This window comes from Arthrobacter flavus (assembly GCF_039526005.1).
GTDB lineage: Bacteria > Actinomycetota > Actinomycetes > Actinomycetales > Micrococcaceae > Arthrobacter_D > Arthrobacter_D flavus.
Window position 1 is genome coordinate 47,239 of sequence record NZ_BAAAIJ010000047.1, and the last position, 24,457, is coordinate 71,695.

The following is a 24,457-nucleotide window of genomic DNA, read 5'->3' on the forward strand; positions in this document are numbered from 1 at the left end:
TGTTTTACATGATTGACGATCTACTTCGACCCCCGGCGACCCCCTGGGCGGTGACGGCCGACGCGGTCCGCGGGGCCGCTTTACTCAGCGTCATCGCTGTGTTGCTCTGGTGGGGTCCAGTTGAATTCGCAGTGCTGTTCCTGGTGCTCGGTGGCGTCCTCGTGTCCCGGATGGTCCGCGTGGATCCTCGGATCGATGCCGCCTACGGAGCTACCCTGCTTGTTGCGGGGTGGAGCGCCGTCATTGACCTGTACGAGCTCATCTCGTGGTGGGATCTTGCCGTCCATACGCTTGCCACCGCGGCCATTGCCCTCATCGCCTACCTGCTGCTGCTGCGGATGCGGTATCTCCCACGACCTGGGCTAGGCCGACGGGCCACAACCGGGGTCACCATCATCACCCTTGCCCTTGGCCTGAGCCTGAGCGTGGTGTGGGAGTTTGCCGAGTGGGCGGGAAACAGGTACATCACCAATGAGATCAATGTGGGCTATGAGGACACGCTGGGCGATATAGCTGCCGGAGGGGTCGGCTCGTGGGTGGCCGGGATGGCTCTGGCAGCCACACTGTCGAGGAGCTGGCAATCGGTTTCAGTTAATGCTCACTAGCTGAGCTGGACCGGACAGAGTAGCCTTGACGCAACTGCTTCAAAGACGAAAGTGAGCGTTCCCCTCGATGAATACTGAAGATAAGTCACCGGCCGACGTCGTCATCGTTGGGGGTGCCCGGACTCCTCAGGGCCGCCTGAATGGCCAGCTGTCCTCCTTTACCGCTGTGGATCTCGGAGCCCTGGCGATTGCGGGTGCACTGGATCAGGCAGGGGTCGACGCCGGGACGGTGGGTGCCGTCATTATGGGCCACGTCATCCAGGCAGGCTGCGGTCAGAATCCGGCGCGGCAGACCGCGCTGAAGGCCGGGATCGGGTGGGATGTCCCTACGGTCACCATCAACAAGGTCTGCCTCTCCGGCCTGACGGCAGTCATCGACGCAGCGCGGCTGATCCGCAGCGGCGAGGCGACAGTGGTGGTTGCGGGGGGCCAGGAATCCATGACCCGTGGGCCCCACCTGCTGCCGGGGTCCCGGCAGGGCTGGACCTATGGCAACATCCAGGCGATCGACTCGGTGGCCAACGATGGCCTGACCGATGCGTTCGATAACGAGTCGATGGGCGCGTCGACCGAGCGCGGCAACACCGGCCTCGGTATCAATCGGGACGAACAAGACGCCGTCGCTGCCGCTTCGCATCAGCGTGCTGCCGCAGCAATGGAATCCGGTGTGTTCGACGTCGAAATTGTGCCGGTCACGGTGCCCCAGCGGAAGGGCGACCCCGTGGTCCTCAACCGCGATGAGGGGGTGCGCCCGACGACGACCGTCGAGTCCCTCGCCGGGCTGCGGCCAGCGTTCGACCAGGCGGGCACGATCACGGCAGGTAATTCATCACCGCTCTCAGACGGTGCGGCAGCGCTTGTCCTGACCACCAGGGCACACGCCGAAGAGAACTCGCTGACCGTACTCGCGGTGGTGGGGCAACCGGGCCAGGTGGCCGGACCCGACAATTCCCTGCACTCGCAGCCATCGCGCGCGATCGAGCAGGCTTTGGGTCGGGCTGGCTGGCAGACATCGGAGTTGGACTTCGTGGAAATCAACGAGGCCTTTGGCTCGGTGGCCTGCCAGTCCCTGAAAGACCTGAATTATCCGCTGGAGAAGACCAACATCCACGGCGGGGCGATTGCGCTGGGGCACCCCATCGGCGCCTCGGGCGCCCGCCTGGCGCTGCATGCTGCGCACGAGCTCGCTCGGCGGGGTACCGGCAAGGCAGCCGTTTCGTTGTGCGGCGGCGGCGGGCAGGGAGAAGCCCTTCTTCTTTATCGCAACTGAGCCATGACATGAAAAAACCCCTGACTCCGTGAGTCAGGGGTTTTTTCGTAAACCAGAAAAATACTACTTCAGGGTTACCGTCGCGCCAGCGGCCTCGAGGGATTCCTTGGCCTTCTCGGCAGCTTCCTTGGTTGCGCCTTCCAGCACAGCCTTGGGGGCGCTGTCGACAACGTCCTTGGCTTCCTTCAGACCCAGGGAAGTCAGTGCGCGTACTTCCTTGATCACTGCGATCTTCTTGTCGCCTGCTGCTTCGAGGATAACGTCGAAGGAATCCTTCTCCTCTTCAGCAGCTTCGCCTGCGCCGCCACCGGCGGGGCCAGCAACTGCCACTGCAGCTGCAGTGACGTCGAAGGTCTCTTCGAACAGCGTGACGAACTCGGAGAGTTCGATGATGGTCAGTTCCTTGAAAGCTTCAATGAGCTCTTCGTTGGTGAGCTTCGCCATGGCGAGAGCCTTCCTTCCTATAGTGGTGCCTGGCATCGGGTTCGACGCTCGGTACCGGAGTTTGGTGGATGAGGAGAATTACTTCTCTTCAGGCGCTGCGGCAGCTTCGGGAGCGGCCTCTGACTCGGCTGCTGCTGGTGCAGCTGCTTCCTCTGCAGCAGGAGCGTCGGCGGCTGGCGTCTCTGCTGCTGCAGGCGCTCCACTTTCCTCCTCGTGCTTGATGCGCAATGCATCAATGGTGCGGGCAAGTGCTGCCATGGGTGCTTGCAGCACTCCGGCAACGCGGGCCAGCTGAAGTTCACGCGACTCGAGAGCAGCGAGAGCCTTTACACCGGCGGCGTCAAGGGCTCGGCCCTCGAAAACACCAGTCTTGATGATGAGCTGTGGGTTGGACTTCGCGAAATCCGTCAGGCTCTTTGCCGCTGCAATAGCGTCACCCTTGATGAAGGCGATTGCAGTGGGTCCGGCGAGCTGGCTATCGAACGCGTCGATGCCGGCTTCCTTGGCTGCAATGCCCGTCAGGGTGTTTTTGACGACAGCGTATTTGGTGTCCTGGCCGAGTGAACGGCGCAGTTCCTTGAGCTGTGCAACGGTGAGCCCGCGGTATTCGGTTAGGACTGCAGCATTTGAGTCTTTGAAATCGGTGACGATTTCCTCAACTGCGCTTACCTTGATTGCGGTTGCCATAACCCTCCTTCCGGGGAATTGATGCCGGCTTTTACTGCCCCAATAAAAAACGCCCCGCGCAGATGCACGGGGCTTCAGCCAGGACAGCGGAGTTACCGTGTCTACTGAGGAGCTTCGTTCACCTACGCTGGCCGCCCTTGACGGGAACCTTCAGACACATGCCCCGGCCCGCATGCCTCAGAAACCTGAGGATAAGGGTGGGGTACGCATCGACCGACGGTCTTTGGTTCTTCAAGAGTACGTCACCCGCCAGAGGGTAACCAAATCCTGGCCCTCCCACCGCTCCCGAGCCAACCCAGCACGCGCCAGGACCAGCTATGGCCAGCCTTCCCCACGAAAAAGTGGCCCACCCGCAGGAGAGCGGTTGGGCCACCACTTTCCTGCGGGTCAGCCACTTTTCTGCCCGGCCGGACGCGCCGCAGCCACTTTTCTACGCGGCCGGGCGCGGGTCAGCCACTTTTCTGCCGGCCGGCTGCGGGTCAGCCACTTTTCTGCCGGCCGGACGCGGGTCAGCCACTTTTCCGTGCGGAGTCAGCCCTTCTTCTGCCACGCGGCGGTGTACCCCGCGGGCACGAAACCCAGCTCTACGTTCACGGCGAGCATGTGCGCATTTTCCTCGGCGTTCCAGGTGTAGACACGCTGCGCATCGGGCCAGACGGAGGGCACAGACAGGAGATTCGCCGCCTTCAACCACATCCCGAGTCGATGTCCTCGGTGGGTGCGCAACACCAGGGTGTCATCCTGGGACACCACTTCCGGCCTCTCCGGTTGGTACTCCAGGATGGTGTGGCCTGCGAGCAGCCCAGTGGGACGATGCCGGACCGCCCGGACCAGCGACTGGCCACCGGAGCGCAGCAGGCGGTCTTCGCCCTCCCTGATCCGTGCGGCGCCCCAGACTTCCTCTTCCCAGTCCAGGTCCCCCATCGGCACGTCCGTGCTCATCGTCTGGCGCAGCAGGGCGTATTGCTCCACGAGGTCGTCCGGGCAGCGGTCCCGCCACAGCACCAACTCGTAGTCCTGTCCGGCTGACTCCCGGGCGGCCCGGGACAGCGCGTCGGCCCTCGGAAGTGACTCATCCAGGACCAAGACGCTACACCGATCGATCTGCGCCAACTGAAACCCGTTACGGAGGGCAAGCGCCGTCGTCGCATTGTTCAGGGGGAAGGCTCCCGCGTCCGTCGCCGGAACCAGCACATTAGCTGGACTGGCGTCGAAACCGGCGGGCTCGTCGGTCCAGGCCATGATGGTTGACCGGCCGATCCCTGCTGCGTGACCCTCCAGGGCGCGGTAGAGCAGCGAGCCGATACCCTGTCTGCGGTAGTCAGGATGGACTGCCACGAAGACGTAGCACGTGCCGAGGTTATCGGTGAGGGGAATGTCGATGACCGCTTTCCCGACGACGACGTCGCTGTCGCGCGCGACGAACATCACGCGCTCCTCGTACTCGTTCGGCTGCGAGGACTCGTGCCGCGCCTGCGGACTGTAATAGTGGTCGTCATTGCCCCACAGCACCCGCTCAACCAGATTGCTCAGCTCAGCTGCCGCGACGAAGTCGGCCCCCTCAGGAAGGTCGAGTGACGCCGGTCGGGGAAGGACTTCAATGGTGATGTCTGACGTTTTCATTCTGAAAGTCTAACCGAGTGATTGACAACTGCCAATCACTAATTCTTGTCTTCTCCCATTGGGAGTTAAACGACGAAGGGACGCAGCGTCACGCTGCGCCCCTTCGGGTGTCTAGCTCAGAATGCCTGACGGCGTTCCAGGTGCCTAGGCGTCGGCCAAAACCTTGGTGACGCTCGGGTCAACGGCGATGCCTGGACCGAAGGTAGTGGATACCGTGGCCTTCTGGATGTAGCGACCCTTGGAAGCCGAAGGCTTCAACCGAAGGACCTCTTCCAGAGCTACCGCGTAGTTCTCGGCGAGCTTCTGCACATCGAACGACACCTTGCCGATGATGAAGTGCAGGTTGGAATGCTTGTCGACGCGGAAGTCGATCTTGCCACCCTTGATGTCGGTGACAGCCTTCGTAACGTCGGCGGTGACGGTGCCGGTCTTCGGGTTCGGCATCAGGTTACGGGGACCCAGCACCTTACCCAGACGGCCAACCTTGCCCATGAGGTCAGGGGTGGCAACGGCGGCGTCGAAATCTACCCAGCCGGCTGCAACCTTTTCGATCATGTCGTCCGAACCAACGAAGTCGGCTCCAGCAGCAATTGCCGCTTCTGCCTTTTCGCCCGTTGCGAAGACCAGGACACGCTTGGTCTTGCCGGTGCCGTGCGGGAGGTTGACCGTGCCGCGGACCATCTGGTCAGCCTTGCGAGGGTCAACACCCAACCGGAATGCGACCTCAACGGTGGCGTCGAAGGTCGACGGGTTGGTTTCCTTGGCCAGAACTACTGCCTCGAGCGGGGCGTACTGCTTGTCTGCCTCGATCTTGGCTTCGGCCGCCTTATATGCTTTGCTGCGCTTTGCCATCTGCTTTTTCTCCTTATGCAGTTGTGGTCTGCGGACCGCGCGGGCCCTGCCACACTCCGACGCTCGATCCCGCCAACTTGGCGGCTCTCACGTCTACGTTTTGTTTGTGGGGTGCACGGTGAATCACTTCGCCGAGCGGTGGGTGAAAGGCTTTAGCCTTCTACCGTGATGCCCATTGAACGGGCGGTACCGGCGATGATCTTGGCTGCTGCCTCGACGTCGTTGGCGTTGAGGTCTTCCATTTTCATGGTGGCGATCTCGTTGACCTGGTCCTTGCTCAGCTTGGCAACCTTGACGGTGTGCGGCGTTGCAGAACCCTTGGCAACTCCGGCAGCCTTCTTGATGAGCTCGGCAGCAGGAGGGGTCTTGGTGATGAACGTGAATGAGCGATCCTCATACACAGTGATTTCGACGGGGATGACGTTTCCGCGCTGGGATTCCGTTGCAGCGTTGTACGCCTTGCAGAATTCCATGATGTTGACGCCGTGCTGGCCAAGAGCTGGACCAATGGGTGGTGCCGGGTTAGCGGCGCCCGCATTGATCTGCAACTTGATCAGGCCGGTGACCTTTTTCTTGGGGGCCATGAAGGGTCCTTCTTTCACATTACGTCCACAGGACAGGAGCGTCCCATGGGTTGTTGGTCACCATGGCGTGATGACCTACCGCACCACCTGAGCTAAGCCGGCCCTGGCGGTACGAAGCTTGATTAATGCAGCTTGGTGACCTGGCCGAACGAGAGCGTCACAGGGGTTTCGCGCTCGAAGATCGATACCAAGACAACCAGCTGCTGGGACTCCGGCTTGATCTCGGAGATTGTCGCCTGCAAGGTCTCGAAGGGGCCTTCGTTGACCGTGACCGGCTCGCCGACTTCGAAGTTGACCGTCGCCGGGGTGAGCTGGTTCTTCGCTGGCTTGCCCGATTCAGGATCGGTGTGGACCACAGTGTGTTCGAGCATGGAGAACACTTCGCCGAGGCTCAGAGGCACCGGGTTGTGGGCGTTGCCCACGAATCCAGTTACTCCTGGGGTATGCCGGACGGCGCCCCACGATGCGTCGGTGAGGTCCATGCGGACGAGCACGTACCCGGGAATACGGACCCGGTTGACGATTTTGCGGGTGGTGTTCTTGATCTCCACCACTTCCTCCATCGGCACCTGGATCTCGAAGATGTGCTCTTCCATGTCCAGGGTCTGGATACGAGTCTCGAGGTTCGCTTTCACCCGGTTCTCATAACCCGCGTAGGAGTGGATGACATACCAGTCACCCTCCTGACGGCGGAGCTTCGCTTTGAAGGCTGCTACTGGATCTTCGGCCTGGACTGCTTCCGCAGCGGCTTCGTCAGCTTCAAGAGCGTCGCCGTCAGCAGCATCTCCGTCAATACCGTCTTCGTCGGAGGAGGCGCTGTCGTCGTCGGAGGTGGTGGCGTCCGCAACAGCGGCACCCTCACCATCGACGTCGTCTGCAACAGACTCGGTCTCGCCGTCGGCCGAGGCATCGCTGTCAGCCGGGGTCGCTTCGACTCCGGAATCAGCTACCTGATCCTCGTTCTCCAGATCATCCTCAACAGAAGTGATCTGCCGTTCGAGTTCTTGCTCGGACACCTAGCTGCCTGCTTTCTAAGAATTCTTCAGCTTGTTTAATGCATTACCGCGCGGGTCCCGCTATGCGCCGCCGAAGACCCATACCGCAGCCGTCCCGAACAGGAAGTCCAGGGCGGTCACAATCAGCATCATGATGATCACGAAGATCATCACGGTGATGGTGTACCGCACGAGTTCCCTGCGAGTCGGTACAACGACCTTCTTGAGCTCAGCGACAACCTGCCGCACGAAGAGGATGATTCGGCCGAAGAAACCCCGCTTGGGAGTGTTCTTCTCGGAAGGGCTACCCTGGGGGCTGCCCGCAGCCGTTTCGGTCACCTTCAACCTCTTCCATTTGTGTCGGATTCTGTAGTCCGTGAGGACTCTCTTGCTACGTCGAATGCGCAGGGCAGACAGGACTCGAACCTGCAACCTGCGGTTTTGGAGACCGCTGCGCTACCAATTGCGCCACTACCCTTTGGATTGATTCCGCCGGTCCGACTACGCTAACGCAGGCACGAACCATCATGGCGATTTCAACACCGAGGAATAAGTCTACGCAATGTCCGCCCCGGCGTCGAACCGGAAGACCCGGCGAACCGTCTGGGCCGCCACATGTCCCCGGAAAAAGCAGAGTTGTGCGACAGCAGCGTGGCCGGAGGACGTCTTCGGCCTAAGCTGGAATCACGTCACAGTCCACTGCACCACCAAACTCTAAGGGAACACCATGACTGCCACCCCTGACGCCCAGACGCAGAACTCCCCCAACGAGCCACGACGGCGGATCTCGAAGCGGATTGCCGCCATTGCTGAATCGGCGACACTCGCCGTCGATGCCAAGGCGAAAGCGCTTAAGGCCGCTGGCCGCCCGGTCATTGGGTTTGGTGCTGGTGAGCCCGATTTCCCGACACCCGACTACATTGTGCAGGCAGCCATCGATGCGGCGCGGCAGCCCCGTTTCCACAGGTATTCGCCCGCAGCGGGGCTTCCCGAGCTGAGGCAGGCGATTGCCGAGAAGACCTTGAGGGACTCGGGCTATACGGTGGATCCGGCCCAGGTACTTGTCACCAACGGTGGCAAGCAGGCCGTCTACGAATCGTTCGCCACCCTGCTCGATCCCGGAGACGAGGTTCTGGTCCCCACGCCGTTTTGGACCACCTACCCCGAGGCGATCCGGTTGGCTGGCGGGGTTCCGGTGGAAGTGTTTGCCGGGCCCGAGCAGGGCTATTTGGTGACTGTCGACCAGTTGGAGGCTGCGCTGACTCCGCGCACCAAGATTCTGCTGTTTGTTTCCCCGTCCAACCCCACCGGAGCGGTTTACAGCCCGGAGCAGGTCAAGGAGATTGGCGATTGGGCTGCGGGCCATGACCTGTGGGTGGTTACCGACGAAATTTACGAGCACCTCACGTACGACGGCGTCCCGTTCACTTCCATTGCCACTGCGTCACCCGCACTTGGCGATCGGATGGTGATCCTTAACGGTGTCGCAAAGACCTACGCCATGACCGGGTGGCGGGTGGGCTGGATGATCGGGCCGAAAGATGTGGTGAAGGCCGCCACCAACCTGCAGTCCCATGCCACGTCCAATGTCTCGAACGTACCCCAGATGGCAGCCCTGGCGGCAGTGTCTGGCCCGTTGACGGCCGTCAACGAGATGAAGGTCGCGTTCGACCGCCGCCGGATTGCGATGGTGGAGGGGCTGAACGCGATCGACGGCGTCGAGTGCCCGGTCCCTAAGGGCGCCTTCTACGCCTACGCTGACGTACGGTCTCTGCTGGGTCGGGAACTGGGTGGGATTCGGCCAGCAACGTCAGCTGAACTGGCCGCGTTGATTCTGGACAAGGTGGAGGTGGCGGTGGTGCCGGGCGAAGCCTTCGGCCCCAGTGGTTACCTTCGGCTTTCCTATGCCCTGGGCGATGCTGACCTTGCTACCGGCGTCGGTCGCCTACAGGAGTTCCTCGCCACCGCACGGTAGGTTTCACAGGGTCCTCCCGGCGAGTCGCCCGGGCGCTAGAGAAGCCGCCGTTCGGCGGCCCACCGGGTGAGTTCATGCCGGGAGGACAGCTGGAGTTTACGGAGCACCGCCGATACGTGCGTTTCGACCGTCTTGATAGAGATGAACAGTTCCTTGGCGACCTCTTTATAGCTGTAACCGCGGGCGATGAGGCGCATCACCTCGAGTTCGCGGGCCGACAGCCGGTCGAGTTCGCTATCCACGGAGGCGACTGCCGCTGTCCCGAAAGCGTCAAGGACAAACCCTGCCAACCGCGGGGAGAACACGGCGTCTCCGGTGGCGACTCTCAGCACGGCGTCGGAAATCTCGGCCCCGGAAATGGTCTTGGTGACGTATCCCCTGGCACCGGCACGGATCACAGTCACCACGTCCTCGGCGGCGTCTGACACGCTCAGCGCCAGAAACTGTGTCCCCGCGAGCAAGGCAGTACAGCCCGCGATCACCTCGGCACCGCCGCCGCCGGAACCGCCCGGCAGGTGCACGTCCAGGAGCACCACCTGGGGCCGGTGCTCCTGGATAGCAGCGATGGCTTCGGCTACTCCGGCGGCTTCTGCCAAAACTGTGATCCGGCTGTCGAGGTCGGCGCGAAGACCGGATCGGAAGATGGCATGGTCATCGACCACGACCACCGTGATTGGCTGCTGGGATTCATTCACTGCGCACCGTCTGCTTCCTTTTCTGGCATCACCAGCTTAACCTCGGTGCCTTCCTGGTTGCTGCGGATCGACACCTCACCTCCGTGTCGGTCCATCCGGCTATACAGGGAAACGCGGATCCCCATTCGATCCTCAGGAATGGTCGCCGGATCGAACCCATTGCCCCGATCCCTGACGAAGATCGTCGACCCGGTGGGGCCAGCCTCCAAATACACGGAAATATTGCCGCCAGCGTGTTTCGCGGCGTTAAGCACGGCCTCGCGGGCTGCCTGCGCCAGAATCTCCTGCCGCGCGGAGAGTTCCGCGTCCCCCACAACCACTACGTCGATAGGAGTGCCGTAGCTGTCCTCGATCTCGGCAGCAACGGCCCGAATCCGCTCGGCCAGGTTTCCCGACTGGTGAGTGGCATCGGCGTACAGCCAGTTTCGCAACTCACGTTCCTGCGCCCGGGCTAACCGGACCACATCCTGTTCGGAACCCGCTCGGTTCTGAATCAGCGCGAGTGTCTGCAGCACCGAATCATGGAGATGAGCGGCAATCTCAGCACGTTCGGTTTCTCTCGCCCGCCCCGATCGTTCGGTTTCGAGGTCCCTCCAGAACTTCAGTCCCCACGGCGCCAGCACCAGAAAGACCCCAGCCAGCACCGCTCCCGTGGCGATCAGTGTTGACCAGGTGAGCTCCCAGGAAATAGACCCGGAAACCAGGATCAACACTCCGACAGTCACCAACAGCAAGCCGGCGACCAGCCGGGCCAGGCCCCCGGCCTGCGATGCCCCGGCGCGGTTCATCAGGCCTGCACGGCGGGTCTCGTCCAGCTGGGTCCAGGCCAGCACAGCCCCAGCTCCCACCACACCCACCGGAAGCAGAGTGTCGAGCGGCAGGTTTGCACCAAGCTGTTGGGCAATAACCACTGCCGCCACCAGCAAGAGTGCAGTGCCCAGCAGGACTTCACGTTTGCCGATGAGGGATTGAGAGCTGCCTCGCGGCCCAGACGAGGGATCCGCCGTCGGGCTCGCCTGTGGGCTTCCAGAACTCCCCGCGGAGCTTCCGATGGTCCTACCAACGGCCTCCCGCGTTGCTGGGAAGGTGAGGCGGGGGCCCACTGGGGCGGGGCCCTTCCGGAGTTGTTCTTCCTGGGTGGGGACCAACACCCACAACCAGCCATAAAGGAAGATCCCGGCCCCGCCAGCGAGCGTCAGGCCCACCATGCCGATCCGTGCCACATTGACCGTAATGCCAAGGTGGGCGGCAAGTCCCGCACACACACCAGCGATCATCGCGTCGTTGGAGCGAAGCAGGGCTGGTCTCATAACTCAATCCAAACACGATCCCGGGCCGACCGGAGCGGGATTCAGGGAAAGTAGGGTGCCCCTCAGGGACAGATCAGGGTAGCCCCCGATAGAAACTCTTCTCCCCTGCCGACAGGATTGACCTATGAACCCGCATCAGGACCCAAATGATCCCTCGGATGACCCCCCGATTGAGACAACACCTGATCCCGTGGAGTCGGCTGCCGAAACCAGCCAGGACTCAAGCTCCCGGGACCAACCCGTAGGCGAGGCTCCACCTACCCATGCCGGCACGTCCCGCCCAGACAGCGCTCCGGGGGAGACGCCTAGAGCCGACGCGCCGGCAGCAACCTCCACCAACTTCTTTGGCTGGCTTCGTGGCCTTGGCATCGTCAGGGGCCAGGACCGCTGGATCGGCGGGGTCGCGAGCGGTATCGCCGTCCGGACCGGCCTGGACCCGGTCCTCATCCGTGGCGGGTTCATCCTGCTGGCAATCTTCGGCGGGGTGGGAATCCTGCTGTACGGCCTCGCATGGGCACTGCTGCCCGAACCGGACGGACGCATCCACCTCGAATCCGCAACGCAGGGCAGCTGGACCTCAGGTATGACCGGCGCGCTGATCCTGACGATCATGGGGATCGGCCGCCCCAACTTCCCCTTCTTCGTCGATGACGGCGGGGGCGGATTTTTCTGGACCATCTTCTGGATCGGCGCAGTGATCTTCGGGGTTTATGTGCTGGTCACTATCTTGAACAAAAAGAAGGACGCGCCAGGGATTGCGGACGCGCCACCTGCCGGCGCCCACAGTAGCTCGACTCACACGGTCGCTGCCGACAAGCCGGGCACGTCCCTCCCGCCGCGCACCCTGACCCCGCCACCTTTGTATAGTGAGCTGCCCCCGCTCCCGGCTCCCAGGCAACGACCGACGGTGCCGCAGAGACCTCCGGTTCCCAAGCCGAGCGGAGCAGAACTCTCCCTCTACCTGGGCGGTGCACTGATCGCCGTCGGCGCCGTCCTGGCCCTCGACTACACCGGGATTTTCAACCTGGGCAACTCAGTGATCCCCGTAGCAATCGCCGCTGGTCTGATCCTCCTCGGGGTAGGCATCGTGGCGCTGGGTCTTCGCGGCCGCACCTCAGGCTTCCTCGGCTTTATGGCTGCGGTCGGCATAGCGGCAGCAGTGGTGACCGGCTCGACCCTGGGCACGGGAGCACTCACAGTCGGCAGCAGTGCCGTCTGGAGTCCCACCACCGAGAGGCCTGCCAGCGAGGGATACACCGTAGTTGCGGGACAGGGCACCGTTGATCTCAGCAATCTCACCAACCTCGACGAAGACCTGGTAGTTCGAGTGAACTCGCTCGCAGGAAACGTGGGCATCCTGATTCCCGACGACGTCCCGGTTGAGGTGCGCTCATCAATCGCGCTTGGAGCTCTCAGCACAGTGGATGACGGCCAGGAAGCGACAGCCGGCGGTATGTGGCATCCCGCCGAGATCGATTTAAACCAAAACGCCTCCGGACCGAGGATCATCCTCGAAATCCGCGGTGCCATGAGCCACACCACTGTGGCCGCCACCCAATCCGAACTTGAAAACGTAGGAGGCATCTCGCGATGAGCACCACTGGGTACACCGCCAAGAACGACGGCGAGAAAACAGTCCGTGCCGGCACCGTGGTCTGGGGGCTGATAGCGATCGCGGTGGGAATTCTGGTGCTGCTGGCTCAACTTGTCGACATCAACCTGGACACCGGTCTGGTGCTGATGGGTCTGCTGGTCGGCGCCGGCGTCGCCCTTGTGGTCGGCGGTCTGATTTCGATGACCGGCCGCAAATCCAACCACCACTCGACTACCGAAACGGGTTAGCCTAAATCATGGACAAATTCTTCGATATTCTCCGCAAATCACCCATCAAGCGCGCCCCGGGCGGGTGGCTGGGGGGAATTGCATCCGGCATCGCGCTGCAGTTCAACTGGCCAGTCGCATATGTCCGGATCGGCATCCTCCTGAGTTTTCTCCTGCCGTTCATCAGCATCCCGATGTACTTTGTGGCCTGGCTGCTCCTTCCCAAGACGGACGGCACCGTCGCGTTGCAGAAGATCATCGCCAGCCGATAACAACCGCCCTGAAGTATTGGGGTGCCCCCAGTGGCGGTGTGTGAAGATGCAGACACTGCCCAGAAGGGCGGGGGTATCTCGGCTGGTGGGTCTGGTCGGGCCTGTCCTGCTGTAGCAGGATACCGCTACTCGTCCTCCCGGACCTGTCGCCCAGGCTGACCCTAGTGGCACGCTGGTGTAATGAATCAGCCAACTGTGTCCAGTCGCACCACCTCACCAGGTTCCGCGCCCCCGCCTGCTCCGGCGAGCGCCGTCGTCGTCGACTCCCTGACAAAGTCATACCGGCAGCCAAGGAAGGGGAATCTTGTCGCCGTCGACAAGCTGTCGCTGACTATTGAGACCGGCGAAACCTATGCCCTGTTGGGCCCCAACGGCGCCGGGAAGAGCACCACCATCGAGATCCTTGAAGGCCACCGCGAACCAACATCCGGCACTGTTACCGTTCTGGGGCAGAACCCGTACAAGGCGCCGGCTTTGTTTCGCTCACGCATCGGCATCGTGCTGCAGGAAGCCACTGATATGGGCACCTTGAAGGTCGCCGAGGCGCTCAAAGACGCCGCCGCTTTCTATCCCAACCCTCGCCGCGTTGATGAAGTGATGGATGCTGTGGGGATCGAGGAGAAGGCCGGGGCCCTCATCAAATCCCTCTCCGGTGGGCAGCGCCGACGGGTTGACGTGGCGCTGGGCATGATCGGCAACCCGGAGCTCCTGTTTCTCGACGAGCCCACTACCGGCTTTGACCCTGCCGCACGCCGCCGGTTCTGGGACCTGATCCGGGGCCTGGGGAAAGATGGCACCACAATTGTGCTCACCACCCATTACCTGGACGAAGCCCAGCACCTCTCCGATCGGCTTGGCATCATTGCGTCCGGACGGGTCATCGCCACAGGCACAGCCGACAGTGTGGGCGGCCCGGACCTGCGGATCCCCCGAGTGCGGTGGAGGGACGACGACGGCCAGCACGAAGAGGCCACCACCTCCCCCGGTGCCCTGATCCACCAACTCACCGAGGGAGGTGCCTGGGAGCCGACCGATCTGGAGGTGATCCGGCCCAGTCTCGAGGATGTCTACCTCGAACTCCTCCGCCGGCACGACGCCGATACCGCAGCCACCACGACCGCTGGCCCGTTGACCTCGTACGAAGGAGCATAGGCATGACCACTCTCAACGCCGGTCAGCAGACCGGCACCTCGCACAACGCAGCCTGGCGGCCCAGCACCCTTGCCCTTGGTGGACGCCGGGCCGTCACGGAGATCAAAGCCTTCAACCGGGACGGGCTGTCGCTAATCCTGATCCTGTTCTTCCCGATCGTCATGATGGCACTCTTCGGGACCGTGTTCGGCAACGACCCCTCGGTGGGCCCGCCCGAGGCGCAAGTCACGATGGCACAGTACTACTTCCCGGGGATGCTGGCGCTCGGCACGATCCTCAGCGGCTTCCAGAACCTCAGCGGCTATGTGGCCGCCGATCGGTTCAATGGCGGCATTAAGCGGCTCGCCGGAACCCCACTACCCATGCTGTCCTATTTCATCGGCAAGATGGGTGTCACCCTGTACCTGATCGTCGGGCAGTCGGTCATCCTCGTGACCGGCAGCACCCTCTTCCTCGGCATCGAACTCCCCACCACCTGGGACGCCTGGCTAACCGTCGCCTGGCTGCTGCTGGGCGCCACGGCCGCCTGGGCAGTGGTTGGCACGGCCTTCGCCTGCATTGCCAAGTCGGCTGAAAGTGCTTCAACCCTGGCAGTGATGCCGGTCCTCATCTTGTCCTTTATCTCGGGTGTGTATTTCCAGTTCACCGGTCTCCCCGAGTGGCTGCAACAAGCAGCCAACCTGACGCCACTGCGCTGGACCGCCAGCGGCCTGCGCAGCGTGTTCCTGCCCGAACAGTTCGAACTGGCTGAGCCTGGCCAAACCTGGGCGTTGGGCATGTCGGCCATAGTGATTGGTCTTTGGCTGGTGGTCGGGTTGATTCTGACCCGGCTCACCTTCAAATGGCCACCGCAGAAGTGAGGACGTGTGGGCCGCGGCGCCTCACCGGACATAGGGTGTTGGCATGAACACCAGACCTGAGCGCACCGATCGGCTCCTGCCTGAGAACTCGGTGTGGATCCATGGGATGAAGTGGTGGCACATCGGGTTCTATACAGCACTAGTGGTGGTGGTACTCGTGGTTCTCAACGGAGAGCCGAACCCCGCCATCACAGCTGTGACCCTCGGCGCGCTGGCGGCGTTGGCAGCCGCGTACCCTTTCCTGACCCGCCAGCGCCACCTGGGGACGTGGCGTCCGACGGTCTACGTGGTCCTCCTCATCCTGGTGGTCGGATTTCTGGCCTTCCTCCCCGGTTCTGGAGCCGTACTCCTCTTCGTGGCGTTTCCGCAGATCTGGATGTTCTCCAGCACCGCTCGTGCAGGGCTCATCAGCACGGCAGCCATCTGCGTCGCGGTGGCAACCGGGCAGCTTGTCCGGTTCAGTGGGTCCCCCGAAGACCTCGTTGGAATCGGCCTGCAAGCCGGCCTGTCCTTCCTGGCCTCAACAATGCTGGGGCTGTGGATCTACAAGATCATTGACCAGAGCGAGGACCGTGCGCAGCTCCTCGCCGAGCTGGAGGCCGCCCGGACCGAACTCCAACTCGCCGACCAGCGGCAGGGTGCCATGGCAGAGCGGGAACGGATGTCCCGTGAAATTCATGACACCCTCGCACAGGGTTTCACTTCGGTGGTGATGCTATCCGAAGCAGCACTCGCACAGCTGCGCAGCAACCGGTTGGACAGCGGCGCCGCCCACGAATTGGGGGCACGGCTGGACGCCATCAATACCACCGCACGGGACAACCTGCAGGAAGCCCGGTCACTGATAGCGTCGACCGGACCGTCCCAGCTACAAGGTGGAGACCTGCTGGGGGCACTGGGTAGGCTTGCCTCGGCGGCGACATCGGCGGGCTGTCTCACCACCTCGTCACTGCCCGAGTCCCTGCCGCACCTGACCTCGAACCAGCAAATCGCGCTCCTCCGCTCGGCGCAGGAAGCACTCACCAACGTCCGGCGGCATGCTTCAGCTTCACGGTCACAGCTGAAACTCGATCATTCAGGATCCAATCTGCTCTTGACCGTCAGCGATGACGGCGGTGGATTCGATCCGGATCTGGACACCTCCGGCTACGGGCTGAAATCCATCAACGCCCGGCTCAACGAGATTGGGGGAACCCTCAGCATCACCTCGGCCATCGGCGAGGGATGCGCCCTCCGCATGGTGGTGCCCGTCCAGGACCACCATGCGGAGGGCGCAGCGGCCCCGCGCACTGGGGTGCAGGACCAGCCGGAACGGGTTGAGGCTCAGTGACGCCTGCCCCGCCGCCCGGCAGCGGTCCCACCTCACCCAACTCTCCCGCCCACAGTGCCGACGCCGACACAGTCCGACTTCTGGTGGTTGATGACCACCCGGTAGTGCGAGCCGGGCTGATCAACCTGCTCTCCACTGATTCCCGGATTGTGGTTGCCGCTGAGGCATCCAACGGGGAGGAAGCGGTGGCCGCCGCGACCGACGTCGTGCCCGACGTCGTCCTCATGGACCTGCGGATGCCGCTAATGGATGGGGCGAACGCCACCGCCCGGATCCTGGCGGATCAGCCCGCGGTCAAGGTGCTGGTCCTCACCACCTACGACGGCGACGCCGACATTGTGCGGGCAGTCGAGGCCGGCGCTGTCGGTTACCTACTCAAAGACACTCCGGGCGAAACCATCATCAGTGCAGTGTTCGCGGCGGCCCGCGGGGAAACAGTTCTCGCACCACCGATCGCGGCGAAACTGGTGTCACGGCTGAGGGCTCCCGAACAACCGCGCATGTCACCACGGGAACGTGAGGTGCTCCAATGCGTCGCCCAGGGCTTGAGTAACCCGGATATCGCAGCGAAGCTCTACATTGCGGAGACCACCGTGAAGACGCATCTGCTGCGGATCTTCGCCAAACTGGACGTCGATGATCGGACGCGCGCGGTCGTGGTAGCGATGGAACGCGGCATCCTCAACGGGTACACGCCGGATTCACGATAGGGGCCTCGTCCCAAAAGTGTGTTTAGAATCATAGCTGAGCTCAATGGGGCGCTCTGACCTTTTTACCTCCCCAATCTGCAAGGACCCAGCTCCACATGAAAATCGGAATACTCACCAGCGGTGGCGACTGTCCTGGACTTAACGCCGTGATCCGTGGAGCGGTCCTCAACGGCATCAAGACCCACGACCTGGAGTTCGTCGGATTCCGTGACGGCTGGCGTGGAGTGGTGGAGGGCGACATCATTGACCTTCCCCGCAGCGCCGTCCGAGGCATCTCCAAGCAGGGTGGCACCATCCTGGGCACCTCCCGCACCAACCCCTTCGAGGGCAACGGTGGCCCGGATGCCATCAAGGCTAATCTTGAGCGGCTCGGTATTGACGCGATGATCGTGATCGGCGGCGAAGGAACCCTGGCTGCGGCGAAGCGGCTCACCGACGCCGGCCTGAAAATCGTCGGCGTACCCAAGACCGTCGATAACGATCTGGACGCCACCGACTACACCTTCGGCTTCGACACCGCCGTACAGATCGCCACCGAGGCTATTGACCGGCTCCGGACGACAGGAGAGTCGCACAGCCGCTGCATGGTCGCCGAGGTGATGGGGCGCCACGTAGGGTGGATTGCCCTGCACGCTGGGATGGCGTCCGGCGCCCACGCGATCCTCATACCTGAGCAGCAGACCAGCCTGGAGCAGATCGCCGAGTGGGTCACCGAGGCCAACCATCGTGGACGCGCTCCCCTGGTGGTGGTGGCCGAAGGTTTCGTCCCGGCCCACTTGGACCAGGCCCATTCCGAACGTGGCCTCGACACCTTCGGACGGCCGCGCCTCGGCGGCATCGCTGATCAGCTGGCCCCGGAAATTGAATCCCGCACCGGGATCGAGACCCGCGCCACGGTGCTCGGTCATATCCAGCGCGGCGGGGTTCCCTCGGCGTTCGACCGGGTCCTCGCAACGCGCCTCGGCATGGCCGCAGTTGACTCGGTGGTGGACGAGGCCTGGGGCACCATGGTTTCGCTGAAGGGAACGGAGATCGCGAGGGTGGGCTTCGAAGCCGCTTTGGGCAACCTCAAGGTAGTCCCCCAGCACCGGTACGACGAGGCAGCCATCCTCTTCGGCTAACGTTGCCTAGATGGAACTTGATCCCGGCACCGTGTCAATCATTCAGCTCGGATGGTCCCGGCTGCTGAAACTCGATGACACTGCTTTCGCCGAGGCAGCTGGCGAACGGATTTACCGCCGGGACGACGACGCCGAGCTGTTCACCTTCGTGCGACTGTTCGGCGAGGAAGCGTTGGTCGGACCCGGTTGGGCCCTCGACGCAGCAGCGGGGCTCGACGGCGATCTGCTCGCCAGCCACTCGACCCTGCTGCGGCTCTCCAGAGAACAGGGGGGCCGCGGTCTGGGAGCGGCTGGCCTGTACTTCTGCGACAACCTGCCGACCCTCGAACCCCGCGACGACGTGGCGGTGAGCGATGAGCTGGAATTCGCCGTCGAGCTGGAGCGTCTCTGCCCTCCCGATGACATCGCCGAAGTGGGTCTGAGCGCGCTGGAGTACCGCACTATCCTGGTTGACGACTCGATCGCTCCCCCCGCACCGTTCGCCGGCGCAGGGTACGACATCTGGAGCGGTATTCTCGCCCATCTGGGGGTACTGGCCGCGCCGGGTCACCGTGGTCAGGGCCATGCCACCTTCATCACCAAGGTGGTGGTTGAGGATGCCATGGCGGCGGGGCTGATTCCGCAGTGGCGGGCACGTACGGACAACAGCGCCTCGATCAGGACAGCGTTGAAGTCAGGCTTCGTCGAGTGCGGGAGCCAGACCAGCGTGCTGCTACCAGCGGGAGCCTAAACGGGTCAACCGTTACTGTCCGCCGAACAGCTCCAGCAGGTCCTGACGCTTGAACATCTGGGCGGTCTGTCGTGCTGTGGGGCTCCCCTGGTCGGGGTCGGCCCCGGCGCCTACCAGCACCGCTGCGACGTCGGCATACCCTTTGAAAGCCACCCCCGCCAGAGGGGTCTGACCCTTGTCGTTGACAGCGTTGACATCAACCCCGCGGCGGGCAAGGTCCGCCACGACGCTGGCGTGCCCGTGGTAGGCAGCGAGCATGAGGAGACCGTCACCGGCGCTGTTGGTTAGGGTGGCAGGAACCCCCGCGTCCAGGTAGCGGGTCAGGGTGGACGCGTCGCCGGCACGGGCGGCGTCGAACAGCTGGTGTGCCAGCGCGACCGCCTGATCCGCGCTGGCGTCCGGTGAATCGGTGTCCGGAGAGCTGGTGTCAGGCGAGCTGGTGTCCGGTGAGTTGGTATCCGTCATGGCTACCGGCGTCCTTTCAGGAACCCGGTGGCGCGTCCTACCACCTGACCGGCGTCCGGCGCCACAATGATTTCCTGCGCTGCGGCGTACACGTCATCGCCGTCCTGCACCACCAGCTCACCCAGCGGGTCAACCGAACGTTTCACGATGGCAAGCGCCACCGCACCCATCTCGTAGTGCTGTGCCACGGAGGTCACCCTGCCGACGGTGCGTCCACCGGCGACGACGACGCTGCCCACCGCGGGCAGGGTGTGCTGGCTACCGTCGAGCTGCAGGAAGACGAGGCGGCGTGGTGGGTGTCCGAGGTTGTGCACCCGGGCGACGGTTTCCTGGCCCTTGTAGCAACCTTTGTCCAGGTGAACAGCTGTCCGGATCAGGTCCAGTTCGTGCGGAATCGTCTTCTCATCGGTCTCGGCGCCAGCCCGCGGACGCCACGCGGCGACACGCAGTGCCTCGGATGCCATGGCGCCGGCGAGGCTCAGACCGTGGTCAGCGAGTTCATCCACGGTGCTGGCGAGTTCGGCCTGCGGGATCAGATATTCGAACCAGGGGCGTTCCAGCCCGGGGTGCTCTTCCTCAGTCACCACCGAGTAGGCGTACCCACCCACGGCGACCCGCGGCCACGGATCGACCCACACAGTGCGTGCTGCCAACGCCTCGAGACGTTTCACCGATCCAAGGACCGCCCAGGTGTCTGAGACATCCGCGATCTCCACCCTGAGCATGAACTTCATCCGGTCCAGCCAGGCGGCCATACCTTCGGCTTCAAAGCCTTCGACAAGCAGCCAGGTAGTGGTTCCGTCGTCGACCACCCGGGCGTTGTACTCGATCCGTCCCTGCACACTCAACAGGAGGGTCTCCGTGCTGCTGCCAGGCTCCAGACCCAACAGGAGTTGGGAGGAGAGAGTGTTCAGCCAGCTCAGGCGGTCCGGGCCGGTCACCGTGACCACGCCCCGATGGGACAGGTCGACGAAGGCAGCGCCCCGGGCGAGGGCACGCTGTTCCTTGAAGGGGTCACCGTAGTGGGATGCGGTGCCCTGATCGGGTGCGCCAGCGGCGACGGCGCCGGGCCGGGTGAGCAGCGGGCTGAGATAGGTCATGGTGTTGTTAACGCATCCTTAGGCGGGCCGTATTCCTTGGGCCAGCCGTGGAGCACAACTGGTCAGGATTCTTTCTTGAGAATCGCGGAGGCGTGGGCTTTCAGCGGCTGGCCGTCGGCGGCGACGTCCCAACGCCAATACAGGTCACCCTCCACCAGGCCGTACAGGCGCGTGGCGGCCGTGTATTCCTTGGAGTTCTGGCCCCGCATTACCAGGTCGGTGCTGAGCCGAATCTGCGGGCCCTTGATGACCCCGTAGTACAGTTCGGCGATTCCTCCGGGGTGCACAATGGTGGCGGTGATATCGAAGCCGTCTTCGGCGTTGCGGAGCTGCTCCACCTCATCGGCGCTCTTCAGCGCCGGGACGATGTCGGCTGGTTCCAGCCCGGGCCCGCCGTCGGCGTCGTTGAGTTTGCGGTCCAGCGCCCAAAACCCGGTTTCCACTGAGAGTGGGCGCAGACGGGCGCCGTGCTCGTCGGTGAGCCAGCTCTCCGCCGTATACCGCAGGTATGGGAGCCCGTTCTGGGTGAAGGTGACGAGCTGCTCGAAGTGCTCGGACTCGGACGACCCCTCGCCGAGACGTCCGGAGCCCCTCCAGGTACCCAGCAACCAGGACAGTGGCACCAGCTCGGGTGTGAGGTCAGTGGGAATCTCAAACGACATGGTGAGCGGGCAGCCTTACTTCTGGCCCTTGTACAGGCGGGTGATCACCAGCGCCGCCACCCCGGCCATCGCCAGTGAAGCGAGTACCAACAGTCCAATGAAGAAGATTTCAAGCGCAAGAATCGACATGCGTCCATCCTAACGTGACGTTTCGACAGCTCTCGACCCCAACGGCGCTCCGGTGCGGCGCGGTCCGGCGAGAGGTAGGAGTCAGGCGGTGAGCAGCTTTTCCAGGAAGTAGACGAGCGAGCCGATTACCAGGATCGGTGCGACGCCGACGGACAGGGCAGCTGCCACGTTCAGTGGCGCTTCGCGGGCAAGAAGCAACCGCCGGGTGCACACAATGACCGCTCCACTGATGGCCCCAACAATACCTGCGGCCAGTCCGGGCACATCGGTGAACAGGATGGCGCCCAGCGGGCCGGCAGTTGCGGCCAGTACCGTGCCCAACGGCGCAACAATCCGGTCGGGCCAGGGCAGCAGCGACACGGCCAGGGCAATCATGACGCTGATCCCGGTGACCAGCATCATCCCGGTGTTTCCCGCATTGACCGACAACTGGTCAGCGGCCACCCAGCCGGACCCAAGGCAAACCAGGAAGACCCCGACCCCGACGCCGAGCGTCGATTCCAGACGAAGACTTTGACCGGTTCCGCGGAACAGCTGAATCAGGAAGACAGCCCCGAGACCAAGGGCAGCAGCGATGGGCATCCACCGCAGGTACTCGCTGTCCGGGGCGGTGTAGGCGGTAGCCGTAGCCGCCAGCGCACTCATGGCCATGACCGTTGACTGGGTCTTCTTGGCGGGGACCCCCAGCAGATGAGGCCAGCCGATAGCACCCACCAGGATGAGGACCGCGGTGACGGCTGCAACAGCGCTCAACGAGACATAGGACGCAGCCACCACTGAGGCGACTGCCGTTGCCGCCGCAGCGGCCACCATCCATATTCTCACCCCAGCAATACTGCCTTACCACTCCAGCAAGTGAAAACGAAGGTCCCGGGTGGGTCGCGTCACACCCGGTATACTGAACCAAATCTGCCAGGACTGCTGACCCGTGGTGATCGGCCACAATCTCCACCAGCAGCCCGACCCAGAGCGCCCGATGATGCGCGTCCAATTATATGGAGGACACATGCCGCACATCCTGATGTTGACGAATAGCCCCGGATCCTCGGTGGGTGTGCTTCCCGCGCTCGAATTGCTGAACCACAAGGTCCACATTCTGCCCGCTGAACCGACCGCACTGCTGGAGACCGAGCCCTGCGACGTGGTGATGGTTGACGCTCGTAAAGACATGGTCGGGGCGAGATCGCTCACTCAACTCCTGAAAGCCACCGGGCTGAGTGCCCCGCTGATGCTGGTGCTCACCGAGGGCGGGATGGCCGCCGTCGCCGCGAACTGGCTGGCTGACGACGTCGTCCTCGACTCCGCCGGTCCAGCCGAAGTAGAGGCCAGACTGCGCCTCGTCATCGCGCGGTCCGGTGCCGCCGAGACTGAAAGCAGCAGCGAGATCCGCGCCTCCGGCGTCGTTATTGACGAGGCCAGCTATACCGCCCGGGTCGGCGGTGAGCCGTTGAACCTGACCTATAAGGAATTCGAGTTACTCAAGTACCTGGCGCAGCATCCGGGGAGGGTGTTCACCCGGGATCAGCTACTGCACGAGGTGTGGGGCTACGACTATTACGGCGGCACCCGCACCGTTGACGTACATGTGCGGCGACTGCGGGCAAAACTTGGCGCCGACCATGAGCAACTGATCGGGACCGTGCGCAACGTGGGGTACCGGTTCACGCTGAACCGGTCCACCGACGACCGGCCAGCGGTTGACGCCTGAGGATCGCCGCCCTCCGGGACCAGCTACCTCAAACACGCCGCTTAACGAAAGAAGTCCCTCCCCCACATCCGTGGCGGTGGGACTTCTTTCGTCGTGCTGAGTGGAGGACATACGGGTCGAACGTATCGCGGGCACCCCACTGGTGCATCCCCCGTGAACGATCACCAACATTACCCCACCGTCTGCGCCAGGCCAAAATTCTCTCCGACGCACGGGGCACCGGGGGGTTAGGCTGGCATTATGACCACAGCCCACGTTCCCACCTGGCCCATTCTCCATTCCGCTGGGGCTCCCGACCCGCGGGTCCTGCAGGACATTCTCGGGCTCGCCGCGGCTGCTGCGGAGGCCGACGGCAACCCTCCGCTGTCCGAGCAGACCCTGGTCAACCTGAAAACCGCGGGTTCCCATCCGGGGTCCCTGCTGGTTTTCGCCACCTATGCGGTCGACGAGCACCCTTCGGGTGACGATCCGGCTGGCGCCCCCCACGACACCGAAGAACTGGCCGGGGTCGCGGTGGTGAGCCTGCCCCGCTCCGGGACTGGATCCGACAATGCCGATGAGGGTGAAGCTGGTGACCCAGGCGTGCTCGAGCTGGTGGTCCGGCCGACCTACCGCAGCCAGGGAGTCGGGACCGCCCTGGCCGACGCCGTCCAGGCCCACGGCCTGCCGAACCTGCATGCCTGGTCCCACGGCAATCACGCGGCGGCTGTCAGCCTGGCCACCAAAAACGGGTTCGCGCCCGTCCGGGAACTGTGGCGGATGCGTCAGACCCGGGCCGCGTTGGAGGAGTCGGTCCTGTCCCCCTCCGCCGACCAGATCGCTTTGCCCGACGGCGTCGTCCTTCGTGCCTTCCAGCCCGGTGTCGACGAGTCGGCATGGCTAGCGGCGAACCGGGCGGCCTTCGCCCATCACGCAGAGCAGGGCTCAACCACGCTTGAGGACCTCCAGGCGCGGATGGTCGAAGACTGGTTCGACCCCGCAGGGTTCCTGCTGGCGGTCCGTGAGTCCGACGGAGAGCTGCTGGGATTCCACTGGACCAAGGTGCATCCACGCTCTGGGGACCACCCGGCGATGGGCGAGGTGTACGTCGTCGGCGTCACCCCCCAGGCCCAGGGCATGGGCCTGGGGAAGGCACTCACCGTCGCCGGAATCGAGCACCTGCATCGCCAGGGTCTGCAGGCAATCATGCTTTACGTAGACGCCGACAACACCGCCGCTGTGGCCCTCTACCGCAAGCTGGGATTCACCCGCTGGGATGTTGACGTCATGTACGCGCCGCAGGTTTCCGGGGCAAGCTTGTAAGGTGGATCCTGATGCCGTGAAACCCCTCCCAAGAGGGGCGGATCAAGGCAACCTA

General features: G+C 63.5%; 27 protein-coding genes and 1 tRNA gene. 14 read left to right on the forward strand and 14 right to left on the reverse strand.

Annotated elements, in window-relative coordinates; translation table 11 throughout:
* Positions 1 to 8: 8 nt before the first annotated feature.
* Both ABD059_RS10220 and ABD059_RS10225 read left to right on the forward strand, forming a co-directional pair.
* Positions 9 to 605 carry a DUF2238 domain-containing protein gene (locus ABD059_RS10220; protein WP_343879654.1) on the forward strand — a complete coding sequence of 199 codons (597 nt, stop codon included), beginning with the start codon at positions 9 to 11 and terminating at the stop codon, positions 603 to 605.
* 67 nt (positions 606 to 672) lie between these two features.
* The gene (locus ABD059_RS10225; protein WP_343879656.1) at positions 673 to 1,875 is read left to right on the forward strand and encodes an acetyl-CoA C-acetyltransferase; all 1,203 of its coding nucleotides are present in this window, start codon (positions 673 to 675) and stop codon (positions 1,873 to 1,875) included.
* A 63-nt stretch (positions 1,876 to 1,938) separates the two neighbouring features.
* On the opposite strand, the gene rplL is transcribed toward ABD059_RS10225, so the two are convergent.
* From rplL to ABD059_RS10265, 8 genes are all read right to left on the reverse strand, one after another.
* The gene (gene rplL, locus ABD059_RS10230) at positions 1,939 to 2,319 is read right to left on the reverse strand and encodes a 50S ribosomal protein L7/L12 (protein ID WP_019481475.1); all 381 of its coding nucleotides are present in this window, start codon (positions 2,317 to 2,319) and stop codon (positions 1,939 to 1,941) included.
* Between the two features lie 78 nt (positions 2,320 to 2,397).
* Positions 2,398 to 3,006, reverse strand: coding sequence for a 50S ribosomal protein L10 (gene rplJ, locus ABD059_RS10235; protein ID WP_343879658.1), 609 nt, complete (start codon positions 3,004 to 3,006; stop codon positions 2,398 to 2,400).
* Between the two features lie 531 nt (positions 3,007 to 3,537).
* Entirely contained in the window at positions 3,538 to 4,629 is a 1,092-nt protein-coding gene (locus ABD059_RS10240; protein ID WP_343879660.1) for a GNAT family N-acetyltransferase, read from the reverse strand.
* Between the two features lie 144 nt (positions 4,630 to 4,773).
* A complete protein-coding gene (rplA, locus tag ABD059_RS10245) occupies positions 4,774 to 5,481 on the reverse strand; it encodes a 50S ribosomal protein L1 (protein ID WP_026553551.1) in 708 nt (235 codons plus the stop codon).
* A 152-nt stretch (positions 5,482 to 5,633) separates the two neighbouring features.
* Entirely contained in the window at positions 5,634 to 6,065 is a 432-nt protein-coding gene (gene rplK / locus ABD059_RS10250; protein ID WP_024475782.1) for a 50S ribosomal protein L11, read from the reverse strand.
* A gap of 122 nt (positions 6,066 to 6,187) precedes the next feature.
* Positions 6,188 to 7,081 (reverse strand): transcription termination/antitermination protein NusG, encoded by an 894-nt coding sequence (gene nusG, locus ABD059_RS10255; protein WP_343879664.1) that lies wholly within the window; start codon positions 7,079 to 7,081, stop codon positions 6,188 to 6,190.
* A 60-nt stretch (positions 7,082 to 7,141) separates the two neighbouring features.
* The gene (secE, locus tag ABD059_RS10260; RefSeq protein ID WP_343879666.1) at positions 7,142 to 7,399 is read right to left on the reverse strand and encodes a preprotein translocase subunit SecE; all 258 of its coding nucleotides are present in this window, start codon (positions 7,397 to 7,399) and stop codon (positions 7,142 to 7,144) included.
* 66 nt (positions 7,400 to 7,465) lie between these two features.
* Positions 7,466 to 7,538: transfer RNA gene (locus ABD059_RS10265), tRNA-Trp, on the reverse strand.
* Positions 7,539 to 7,787: 249 nt separating this feature from the next.
* Between ABD059_RS10265 and ABD059_RS10270 the strand changes: the two genes are divergently transcribed.
* On the forward strand, positions 7,788 to 9,035 hold the full coding sequence (locus ABD059_RS10270; protein WP_343879668.1) for a pyridoxal phosphate-dependent aminotransferase: 1,248 nt from the start codon (positions 7,788 to 7,790) through the stop codon (positions 9,033 to 9,035).
* Positions 9,036 to 9,070: 35 nt separating this feature from the next.
* Here the strand turns inward: ABD059_RS10270 and ABD059_RS10275 are convergent, their stop codons facing one another.
* Complete coding sequence (locus ABD059_RS10275; protein WP_343879670.1) at positions 9,071 to 9,730, reverse strand: LuxR C-terminal-related transcriptional regulator; 660 nt, start codon at positions 9,728 to 9,730, stop codon at positions 9,071 to 9,073.
* Complete coding sequence (locus ABD059_RS10280; protein ID WP_343879672.1) at positions 9,727 to 11,040, reverse strand: ATP-binding protein; 1,314 nt, start codon at positions 11,038 to 11,040, stop codon at positions 9,727 to 9,729. Before ABD059_RS10280 ends, ABD059_RS10275 begins: the two co-directional genes overlap by 4 nt.
* Positions 11,041 to 11,164: 124 nt before the next feature.
* Between ABD059_RS10280 and ABD059_RS10285 the strand changes: the two genes are divergently transcribed.
* From ABD059_RS10285 to ABD059_RS10325, 9 genes are all read left to right on the forward strand, one after another.
* A complete protein-coding gene (locus ABD059_RS10285; protein WP_343879674.1) occupies positions 11,165 to 12,634 on the forward strand; it encodes a PspC domain-containing protein in 1,470 nt (489 codons plus the stop codon).
* Positions 12,631 to 12,882, forward strand: a complete 252-nt coding sequence (locus tag ABD059_RS10290) for a hypothetical protein (protein WP_343879676.1) — start codon at positions 12,631 to 12,633, stop codon at positions 12,880 to 12,882. The genes ABD059_RS10285 and ABD059_RS10290 overlap by 4 nt, the downstream gene beginning before the upstream one ends.
* Positions 12,883 to 12,890: 8 nt before the next feature.
* The gene (locus ABD059_RS10295) at positions 12,891 to 13,133 is read left to right on the forward strand and encodes a PspC domain-containing protein (RefSeq protein ID WP_019481463.1); all 243 of its coding nucleotides are present in this window, start codon (positions 12,891 to 12,893) and stop codon (positions 13,131 to 13,133) included.
* A gap of 180 nt (positions 13,134 to 13,313) precedes the next feature.
* Positions 13,314 to 14,285, forward strand: coding sequence for an ABC transporter ATP-binding protein (locus ABD059_RS10300; protein ID WP_343879678.1), 972 nt, complete (start codon positions 13,314 to 13,316; stop codon positions 14,283 to 14,285).
* A 2-nt stretch (positions 14,286 to 14,287) separates the two neighbouring features.
* A complete protein-coding gene (locus tag ABD059_RS10305; protein WP_343879680.1) occupies positions 14,288 to 15,145 on the forward strand; it encodes an ABC transporter permease in 858 nt (285 codons plus the stop codon).
* Between the two features lie 43 nt (positions 15,146 to 15,188).
* A complete protein-coding gene (locus ABD059_RS10310; protein WP_343879682.1) occupies positions 15,189 to 16,475 on the forward strand; it encodes a sensor histidine kinase in 1,287 nt (428 codons plus the stop codon).
* Positions 16,472 to 17,185 carry a response regulator gene (locus ABD059_RS10315; RefSeq protein ID WP_343879684.1) on the forward strand — a complete coding sequence of 238 codons (714 nt, stop codon included), beginning with the start codon at positions 16,472 to 16,474 and terminating at the stop codon, positions 17,183 to 17,185. The genes ABD059_RS10310 and ABD059_RS10315 overlap by 4 nt, the downstream gene beginning before the upstream one ends.
* Before the next feature lie 95 nt (positions 17,186 to 17,280).
* A complete protein-coding gene (locus ABD059_RS10320) occupies positions 17,281 to 18,306 on the forward strand; it encodes a 6-phosphofructokinase (RefSeq protein ID WP_343879686.1) in 1,026 nt (341 codons plus the stop codon).
* Between the two features lie 10 nt (positions 18,307 to 18,316).
* Positions 18,317 to 19,036, forward strand: a complete 720-nt coding sequence (locus tag ABD059_RS10325) for a GNAT family N-acetyltransferase (protein ID WP_343879688.1) — start codon at positions 18,317 to 18,319, stop codon at positions 19,034 to 19,036.
* A gap of 12 nt (positions 19,037 to 19,048) precedes the next feature.
* Here ABD059_RS10325 and ABD059_RS10330 read toward each other — a convergent pair whose 3' ends face one another.
* From ABD059_RS10330 to ABD059_RS10345, 4 genes are all read right to left on the reverse strand, one after another.
* Positions 19,049 to 19,501 carry an ankyrin repeat domain-containing protein gene (locus ABD059_RS10330; protein ID WP_343879690.1) on the reverse strand — a complete coding sequence of 151 codons (453 nt, stop codon included), beginning with the start codon at positions 19,499 to 19,501 and terminating at the stop codon, positions 19,049 to 19,051.
* A 2-nt stretch (positions 19,502 to 19,503) separates the two neighbouring features.
* A complete protein-coding gene (ygfZ, locus tag ABD059_RS10335; RefSeq protein WP_343879692.1) occupies positions 19,504 to 20,601 on the reverse strand; it encodes a CAF17-like 4Fe-4S cluster assembly/insertion protein YgfZ in 1,098 nt (365 codons plus the stop codon).
* Between the two features lie 62 nt (positions 20,602 to 20,663).
* On the reverse strand, positions 20,664 to 21,263 hold the full coding sequence (locus ABD059_RS10340) for a nitrobindin family protein (protein ID WP_343879694.1): 600 nt from the start codon (positions 21,261 to 21,263) through the stop codon (positions 20,664 to 20,666).
* Positions 21,264 to 21,473: 210 nt separating this feature from the next.
* The gene (locus ABD059_RS10345; protein ID WP_343879696.1) at positions 21,474 to 22,217 is read right to left on the reverse strand and encodes a hypothetical protein; all 744 of its coding nucleotides are present in this window, start codon (positions 22,215 to 22,217) and stop codon (positions 21,474 to 21,476) included.
* Between the two features lie 181 nt (positions 22,218 to 22,398).
* Here ABD059_RS10345 and ABD059_RS10350 point away from each other — a divergent pair, with 181 nt between their 5' ends.
* Complete coding sequence (locus tag ABD059_RS10350; protein ID WP_343879698.1) at positions 22,399 to 23,100, forward strand: winged helix-turn-helix transcriptional regulator; 702 nt, start codon at positions 22,399 to 22,401, stop codon at positions 23,098 to 23,100.
* A gap of 240 nt (positions 23,101 to 23,340) precedes the next feature.
* Positions 23,341 to 24,402, forward strand: coding sequence for a mycothiol synthase (gene mshD, locus ABD059_RS10355; protein ID WP_343879700.1), 1,062 nt, complete (start codon positions 23,341 to 23,343; stop codon positions 24,400 to 24,402).
* The last annotated feature ends 55 nt before the right edge of the window (positions 24,403 to 24,457 follow it).